General features: G+C 39.7%; 6 protein-coding genes. 3 read left to right on the plus strand and 3 right to left on the minus strand.

Annotation, left to right across the window (positions count from 1 at the left end; all coding sequences use genetic code 11):
- The first annotated feature begins 498 nt into the window (after positions 1 to 498).
- Genes ACIQXF_RS17540 through ACIQXF_RS17550 form a run of 3 tightly spaced genes read left to right on the plus strand, consistent with a single transcriptional unit; the run spans position 499 to position 4,344 of the window.
- Entirely contained in the window at positions 499 to 1,053 is a 555-nt protein-coding gene (locus ACIQXF_RS17540) for a sigma-70 family RNA polymerase sigma factor (RefSeq protein ID WP_402785259.1), read from the plus strand.
- A 52-nt stretch (positions 1,054 to 1,105) separates the two neighbouring features.
- Positions 1,106 to 1,834, plus strand: coding sequence for an ABC transporter ATP-binding protein (locus tag ACIQXF_RS17545; protein WP_402785262.1), 729 nt, complete (start codon positions 1,106 to 1,108; stop codon positions 1,832 to 1,834).
- Positions 1,834 to 4,344, plus strand: a complete 2,511-nt coding sequence (locus tag ACIQXF_RS17550; protein ID WP_402785241.1) for an ABC transporter permease — start codon at positions 1,834 to 1,836, stop codon at positions 4,342 to 4,344. Before ACIQXF_RS17545 ends, ACIQXF_RS17550 begins: the two co-directional genes overlap by 1 nt.
- Before the next feature lie 191 nt (positions 4,345 to 4,535).
- On the opposite strand, the gene ACIQXF_RS17555 is transcribed toward ACIQXF_RS17550, so the two are convergent.
- The 3 genes from ACIQXF_RS17555 to ACIQXF_RS17565 form a co-directional block, all read right to left on the minus strand.
- Positions 4,536 to 5,060: a tubby C-terminal domain-like protein gene (locus ACIQXF_RS17555; RefSeq protein ID WP_402785244.1), complete on the minus strand. Its 525-nt coding sequence runs from the start codon at positions 5,058 to 5,060 to the stop codon at positions 4,536 to 4,538.
- Between the two features lie 86 nt (positions 5,061 to 5,146).
- Complete coding sequence (locus tag ACIQXF_RS17560; protein WP_402785247.1) at positions 5,147 to 6,250, minus strand: DUF4179 domain-containing protein; 1,104 nt, start codon at positions 6,248 to 6,250, stop codon at positions 5,147 to 5,149.
- Positions 6,234 to 6,776 (minus strand): sigma-70 family RNA polymerase sigma factor, encoded by a 543-nt coding sequence (locus tag ACIQXF_RS17565; RefSeq protein ID WP_402785250.1) that lies wholly within the window; start codon positions 6,774 to 6,776, stop codon positions 6,234 to 6,236. The genes ACIQXF_RS17560 and ACIQXF_RS17565 overlap by 17 nt, the downstream gene beginning before the upstream one ends.
- Between the last annotated feature and the right edge of the window lie 943 nt (positions 6,777 to 7,719).

A 7,719-nucleotide genomic window follows, 5' to 3' on the forward strand; every position in this document is an offset into this window, starting at 1 on the left:
GTTTCGCTCGGGTCTATCACTTTTTCGCTCAGCCTCATTGTAGTTTTGCTCGGCTCAATTACTTTTTCGCTCAGCACCATCGCTTTTTCGCTCAGCCCATTGCAGTTTTGCTCGGCTCCATTACTTTTTCGCTCAGCCTCATCATTTTTCGCTCGACTCTATCACTTTTTCGCTCAGCATCATTGTAGTTTTGCTCGGGTCTATCACTTTTTCGCTCAGCACCATTGTAGTTTTGCTCGGCTCCATTACTTTTTCGCTCAGCACCATCGCTTTTCGCTCAGCCTCATCATTTTTCGCTCGACTCTATCACTTTTTCGCTCAAGCACCATTGTAGTTTTGCTCGGCTCAATTACTTTTTCGCTCAGCACCATCGCTTTTTAGCTCAAGTCTATCACTTTTATCACCACAAATTAGTAGTTTTTCCAATTCACAAAAAAACTTGAATCTAAATGACGGTTTGCCGAGTCTAATAGTTGGAAGGAGGCGATTTTCATTACTATAACGCAGGAATCATTAGTAGCCTTAGCTCAAAACGGAGATGAACAAGCATTCTATCAGCTTATTGAGCAGGAGCAGCATAAGCTCTATCGCATGGCTTATGTATATGTCCAAAATGAAAATGACGCTGTAGAGGTTTTTCAGCAAACGATCATTCGTGCCTATGAGGGACTGCCTCAGTTAAAGGAGCCACACTATTTTTCTACTTGGCTAACACGCATTATTATCAATTGCTGTAAAACCTATATTGCTAAGAAGAACACAGTACAGCTTGTAGAGCCACAAACATTAGTGGATCTGAAAAGCACATCACCTACATATATCGAAGAAGAATTGGACTTATGGCAAGCTCTTTGCAAGCTAGAGGAAAAATATAAAACGGTTTTACTATTACGTTTTTATCAGGACTACTCAGTCAAAGATATTGCGGTGATTTTACAATGTCCTGAGGGCACTGTGAAAACACATATTCGCCGGGGTTTACAAGCTTTACGACAACAATTAAAGGGGGCATATTTAGATGAATGGGTTCAATCCGTTGAAAGAAGTCATTGATACAATTCCAATTCCGGAGGGACGTTTAACAGAAGTGTTACGTGTTGAAGGGATGTCCAAAATCTTTCAACAAAAGCATCATACGGTACATGCATTGAAAAATATTCATTGTACCATTTATCAAGGCGAAATGGTGGCCATTATGGGGACAAGTGGTTCTGGTAAAAGTACATTACTGAATATGATTAGTGCCATTGATGAGCCGAATGAGGGTACACTATTTTTATTTGGCAAGGAAGCACATGATATTTATCAGGAGCCAAAAGCATCGAAATTTCGTAAAGAAAATATCGGCTTTATTTTTCAATCCTTCCATCTGTTAAAGGATTTATCTGTGGAGGATAATATTGCGCTACCGCTTATCCTCAATGATGTACCAAGTAAAGACATAAAAGTACGCGTACAGCACATGATGGAAAAGCTCAATATTGCTGCTTGGGCAAAGCATCGACCAAGTGAGCTGTCAGGTGGGCAAAAGCAACGAGTCGCTATAGCTCGTGCCGTTATTGCAAATCCTCCCATATTGCTGGCAGATGAGCCGACTGGTGCACTTGACGTGAATACGACGGATGAAATTTTAGAGCTTTTAGTAGATTTGCAAAAAAATACGCATCAAACGATCTTACTCGTGACACATGATCCCTATGTCGCAACCTACGCGAATCGTGTGTTATTCTTCCATGATGGGACTATTGTGGACTCCTATCAAAATCAGCAAACCACAGAGGATTTGGATTGTATTTTAGCGAAGTTCAAGCTAATTACTAGAGGTGATCTATAATGTTTACGATGCGTAGCATTGCCGTGAAGCTATTTCGTGCAGCTTGGTCAAATGTCTTAACGAGTATTAGTATTATCACGATTTCTATTTGTCTTGTGATGACAATGAGCGTATATATATTTAATGCCAACACACAAATGAAGGAAGAAATTCAAGCGCTTTTTGGTGAGATGGATTTGATGGTCGGCTATAATCCAGAGCAACATAAACTTTTAACAAATAGCCAAATCGAAAATTTCAAAGCAATGCCTGGTGTGACAAAAGTGTCGAGTGTGTCACTAGCCCATACTATCGTTGAAAATGAAAAGAGCAAAAGCTTTTATACGGTTGGTGTTGAAAACGACGATTTAGTGAAAAGCCGTTATCATTTTAATGTTGATCTTGGTCCGAAAGATGTTGTCATTACTGAAAATGTGGCACGTCTCTTTAAGAAAGAGGTTGGCGATACGCTAAACATTACTTTCAATAAAGCAATTGGAGATGAAATTGAAGGAGATATAGACAACTTTACAATACAAGAAATTCTTCCAGCTTTGAAAGGTACAGATAGTCCTAATGCAATTCTTCTGCAAAATGATGTCCTAAAAACATGGATGGATTTTAGTGACCATCAAACCGCTGGCATGTTTGCCTTATTTAAAACGGATAATAATATGGCAACACATGTTGGGATGGAATTAAAACTGTTCGATGAAACTTTACGCGTCGATATTATGAGTGAATATGATGAATTCAAGAAAAATTTCCAGGCCCTAATGATTTTTATGATTGTCCTTTCATTCTTTATATTACTCATTTCAAGTGTCCTACTGCTATCAACGTTCCAACTGTTATTTTACAAAATTAAAGAACAGTTAATGGTATTGAGAGCACTCGGTGCCTCCACAAAACAAATACGAACTATTGTACAATTGCAACTATCTTCCATTGTCAGTTTTGGTGTGTTGCTCGGTACTACAGTCAGCTTGCTCATTATTAAAAGTTGGCTGCCACAATTGATTAGCTTAATGAAATTACCAAGTGCAAGAACAGATCTACCATTTGTTTTTGTTCTCATCATAGCCGTGTCGAGTTTTTTAATTTTACAATTTATTACGCAGTGGCAAGTACGTAAAAGCACAAGACTATTACCTTTACAAATTGCCACAGAAAACGAGAACCTAGGTTTACAATGGAGAAAATGGAAAACCATAATGGTCGGTGTAGTTACAGTCGTTGCCCTTTTTTTATTTTTTAATGCCCAAGCTACGAGTGACAGTAGCGGTAAAAACGCCTTGATGATGTTAATTGCCACACTCCTGTTATGTGGAATATTGCTGTTTATCATGCCCTATTTATTTAGCGCCTTGTTACATGTTTCATTGAAGCCGATTCATGCGACCTTTGGCAAAGAGGCACATTTAGCTTGTCAGCAGCTTATGCCACAAGTACGTAAAAATATGCCAATTGTCCTGAGTATTATTGGATTGATGGTCATTTTGGTATTTGGCGGCTCATTATTAAAATCTGTTCAACAAAATTCCTATCAATATATTAATTCTCAATATGAAGCTTCTATTAAAATTGATAATGAATTATATGACCCAACCATTACGCCAGCTTTGGTTAAAGAAATTGAAGCATTGTCGAGTGTATCCTATGCCTATGCACGTAGTAACGCACCTTGGATAGCGTTGAAAGATGACACTGGCTGGGAAGATAATAACTTCGAGCCAATTGATGTGGAAAAATACGTCCAATTAGGAAAGCTAGATGCTGTTAAAGGAGATTTACACAATGGTGTGATTATTACTGAACGATTTGCCAGAAAACATCAATTAGCGGTTGGTGATACCATCATAGCTGGGAATTTTGATGAAGCACTTCAACAAAAAGTGCCGATTGGTGAATTACTAGTAGTGGATATTGCCCCTGATTCTTTTAATAAATATATAGATTTATTTGTAGATTGGACCTCTTTTCTAGTATCTTCAGATTCAACCATTATTACAGACATCATGGTGGAAACTGACAATACGGAGCAGGCTTTAGCTGACCTTGCCTATTTACAAGAACGCTGGCCTGCATTGAAATTTACTGATAGAGAGACGATTATTGAACAGAACGATGAAATGTTCTTCCAACGCTGGAGCCTTTTTGTTGGAGTCTTTGTAATTTTAATAGCGGCTACTTGCCTTGGTGTATTGCAAACATTGCTTCATTCCATTTATGTAAAACGGGGCGATTATGCCATTCAACGCCTTATTGGTCTTTCGCCAAATGGATTAATGAAGCTGATTTTGACACAAGTGCTATCATTCGTGCTCTATGGGCTGACTGTTGGTACATTTCTTGGCTTAGTGTTAACGCGAATGCTAGCCTTTATTGACGAAGGGTCTCCTATGTCCTATGACTTCTTTACATTAGGCTTGACGAGTCTCGTCTTTTTAGGGGCCACGCTCATTGTCTTTACGCTACAAGGTTACTGGATAAGTCGTAAGAAATTAGCGAATGAAATGATTGATATTTAAATGAATGTAGACCCGCTTTAATATATAAATGAGTGTAATTAAGAGCATGTTTTGAATCAAAACATGCTCTTTAGATTTGTTCTCATATTATATAACAATAAAGTTATCGCTCAACTTTTTCACTTTATCGGACACTTTCTCAAATTTATAGCCCAACTTCTTCATTTTATCGACTATTCACTTATCGACATCTACGCCCCTACGAATAGCACAACCTGTCCAATCGCAATAAAAAAGGCTTCGTGCTGTATAGGGCTGTTGTCTTCAATTTCCAGCGTAATATCAAAATGCGTTTCATGAAAGACTGCCTGCCAACGTGCAATTGGCTGGTCATCTATAGAAAATACGGACCAGTCCTCCATCTCCTTGTTCAATTTTATTTTTTCGACACCATGCGTGATGATTAAATCTGGAATCATGATTTGCCAGCCATCATAAGCGATCATATAGTCTTTACCTGTGACGAAATCCTTACCTTCAAAATGCACTCGCCCACGACGCGACACCTTCTTACAGGTAAAAAGAGGCTGACCAGCTACATCATGGACATCAAAACGCACAAAATAACGATAATCCATTGTACGATCAAACGTTTTTTTCAATCCATTAGAATAAACACGTTGAACAGTAGACGCTACTTCCCCCGCCTCATTTAAAATGGCTACAGTCTCTGTTGACTCAATGGCTGCGGGTTGCTTGTATGTATAAATTTTCAATACTTTCGCTCCTTCATTCAGTTGCTCCCTATAAGCTAACATAAAATAAGCGCCAAATACAAAGGTTGTATTTGACGCTCACACGATTATTTTTGTTGGGACGGAACTTCTACTGTGAATGGTTGGAACTTCACTTCTTTTAGCGATGATTTATCAAATGGTATTTTTGTTTCTACACCGGCATGATCAATTTGAACGCCACCCCCACCTGAAGGAAGCATTAAATACGGCGTCACGATTAATTTTTGAACATCTTTTGAAATTGGATCAAAGTTCTTCGTACTACTAAAGTTCCATACACCATCTTCAAATTCCCCTTTTCCAGCACCTGAATATGAAGCAATCTCCTTACCATATCCATCCGTCATACGGAATTCCATAAATGCGGCACCTACTCGTGGGTTATCAATAGTGCCCTTTTCAGTCGCCTTATAGTCAAGTGCGATACCTGCAGGGCTGAAAGAAATTTTAGACACATCCAGTTGAATGCCATCTACTGTCTGCTGATGATTAACAGGAAGATAAGTAATGTCGGTAATCTTTTTAATAGGTGTCGTAAACTCCCACTTTTCTCCTTTCTCCCCTTCTAACGTTAGACCCAATTCAAAGGAATCTGGCATATTGTCAATCTGTTTTACATCAAAAGTACTAATCCCTGTCCTGGCTGTAGGACTTAAAATTTTCTCAGAATAGCCTCCCGCACTTACAATTGGGTTTTTCCCATTAATCGTAAAATTCATTCCTGCTCTAAAATAGAGCTGGCTCAATTCCTTTTCAGATTCAATTGACATACCAACTGTTATACGTGATTCATCATATAGTACTTCATCTACTGTTACGGAAATACCGTTAATCGTTTGTGTTTCTCCAACAGTGCGTGTTAATCCTTGCTCGCTAGCTTGTTTTAGCCCAAGTGAGCCAGAGTCATTAAATACTGAACCGATAATAGGCAACTTTGATAATGTACTTGCAAACGTTGGTGAAACATATGCTGCGGAACCTATCATAATACTAAATGCAGCTGCAGCACTCGCTACATATAGTAATGGTTTACGTATGCTTATTCTTGGTTTTTGTTTAGAGGGATGACTTTGCTCCTCTGCCTGTTGTATACCATTAGCAATCGCTGCTCGTACCTCATCTCTTGGGTATGCAGGAAGGGTACCGTTTTCATTAAATGACTTTTTCATTGAACGTTGCACTCCTTTCTAATTCTCTCTTTAATTGCTTTTTTCCACGATGTAAATACGTTTTAATAGTGCTCACGGGCTTTTCCATTATTCCCGAAATGTCTTTAATTGGTAAATCTCGATAATAGAATAAAATGATAGCCATTTGCTGAGAATGAGTTAATTGTTGCAAAGCTTCCGATAAATCTATAGGATTCCCCATCACACTTTCCTGCTCATGTAATCGATCCAATAATTCCCTTTCTTCATAAGGAATGATCTTTTGTCCTCTTTTTAGTAAGCGGTAGCATTCATGGATTAAAATGCGAAACAGCCATGTGGAAAAAAACTCCGGATGCTTTAATTGATGAACGGTTAGATAAGCCTTACACGCTGCCTCTTGAATCGCATCCAATGCATCCTCTTTTTGACCAACATAAGAAAGCGCCGTATAAAATAGCTTTTCTTCCTCTAGGATTAGTAGCTGCTCAAACGCTTCTTTATTCCCTGCAACAGCCTGTTTGACGATAGAAATATCATGTTCCATGCTACTTCCCTCCTTTCAATACTTAGAGTCAATAACCCCTGCAAAAGGTTTCACTTTCATTAATTTCTTTTTGGCAAGGGTAATTCTTACCGTCGCTTCTGCCCTGCTATCCATCACTTGGCCTTCTAACCGTCACTCTGACTCTTCTTTCCGTCACTTCCCTGGTTCTATCCGTCGCTTTGACTCTTCTTTCTGTCACTTCGCCGATTCTATCCATCACTTGGCGTTCTAACCGTCGCTTTGGCCCTTCTATACATCACTTCAGCACTGCTATCAGTCACTTTGGCTTTTCTATCCGTCACTCCGACAATTCTATCCATCACTTGGCGTTCTAACCGTCGCTTTGGCTCTTCTATCCGTCACTTCAGCCCTGCTATCAGTCACTTTGGCTTTTCTATCCGTCACTCCGACAATTCTATCCATCACTTGGCCATCTATCCATCGCTTCGACTCTTCTTTCCGTCACTTCCCTAGTTCTATCCGTCACTCCAACTCTTCTTTCTGTCACTTCGCCGATTCTATCCATCACTTGGCGTTCTAACCGTCGCTTTGGCTCTTCTATCCATCATTTCAGCCCTGCTATCAGTCACTTTGACTCTCCTATCCATCATTTGGCCATCTATCCATCGCTTCGACTCTTCTTTCCGTCACTTCCCTGGTTCTAACCGTCACTCCGACAATTCTATCCATCACTTGGCCTTCTAACCGTCGCTTTGGCTCTTCTATCCGTCACTTCAGCCCTGCTATCAGTCACTTTGACTCTCCTATTCATCATTTGGCCATCTATCCATCGCTTCGACTCTTCTTTCCGTCACTTCCCTGGTTCTATCCGTCACTTCTCTTTCAACAACAATCGAGTAGGAGGGGGTGACTAACCCCCGACCTCTCTCACCACCGTACGTACGGATCCGTATACGGCGGTTCAATTAAGATGAATAACGCA

The organism is Lysinibacillus sp. NPDC097231 (assembly GCF_044761885.1).
Classification (GTDB): domain Bacteria; phylum Bacillota; class Bacilli; order Bacillales_A; family Planococcaceae; genus Lysinibacillus.

What these genes read in the sequence shown, in the direction of transcription:
- ACIQXF_RS17560 (WP_402785247.1), bottom strand. Translation starts at nt 6,250, where the DNA reads ATGAAAAAGTCATTTAATGAAAACGGTACCCTTCCTGCATACCCAAGA.
- ACIQXF_RS17550 (WP_402785241.1), top strand. Translation starts at nt 1,834, where the DNA reads ATGTTTACGATGCGTAGCATTGCCGTGAAGCTATTTCGTGCAGCTTGG.
- ACIQXF_RS17545 (WP_402785262.1), top strand. Translation starts at nt 1,106, where the DNA reads ATGTCCAAAATCTTTCAACAAAAGCATCATACGGTACATGCATTGAAA.
- ACIQXF_RS17565 (WP_402785250.1), bottom strand. Translation starts at nt 6,776, where the DNA reads ATGGAACATGATATTTCTATCGTCAAACAGGCTGTTGCAGGGAATAAA.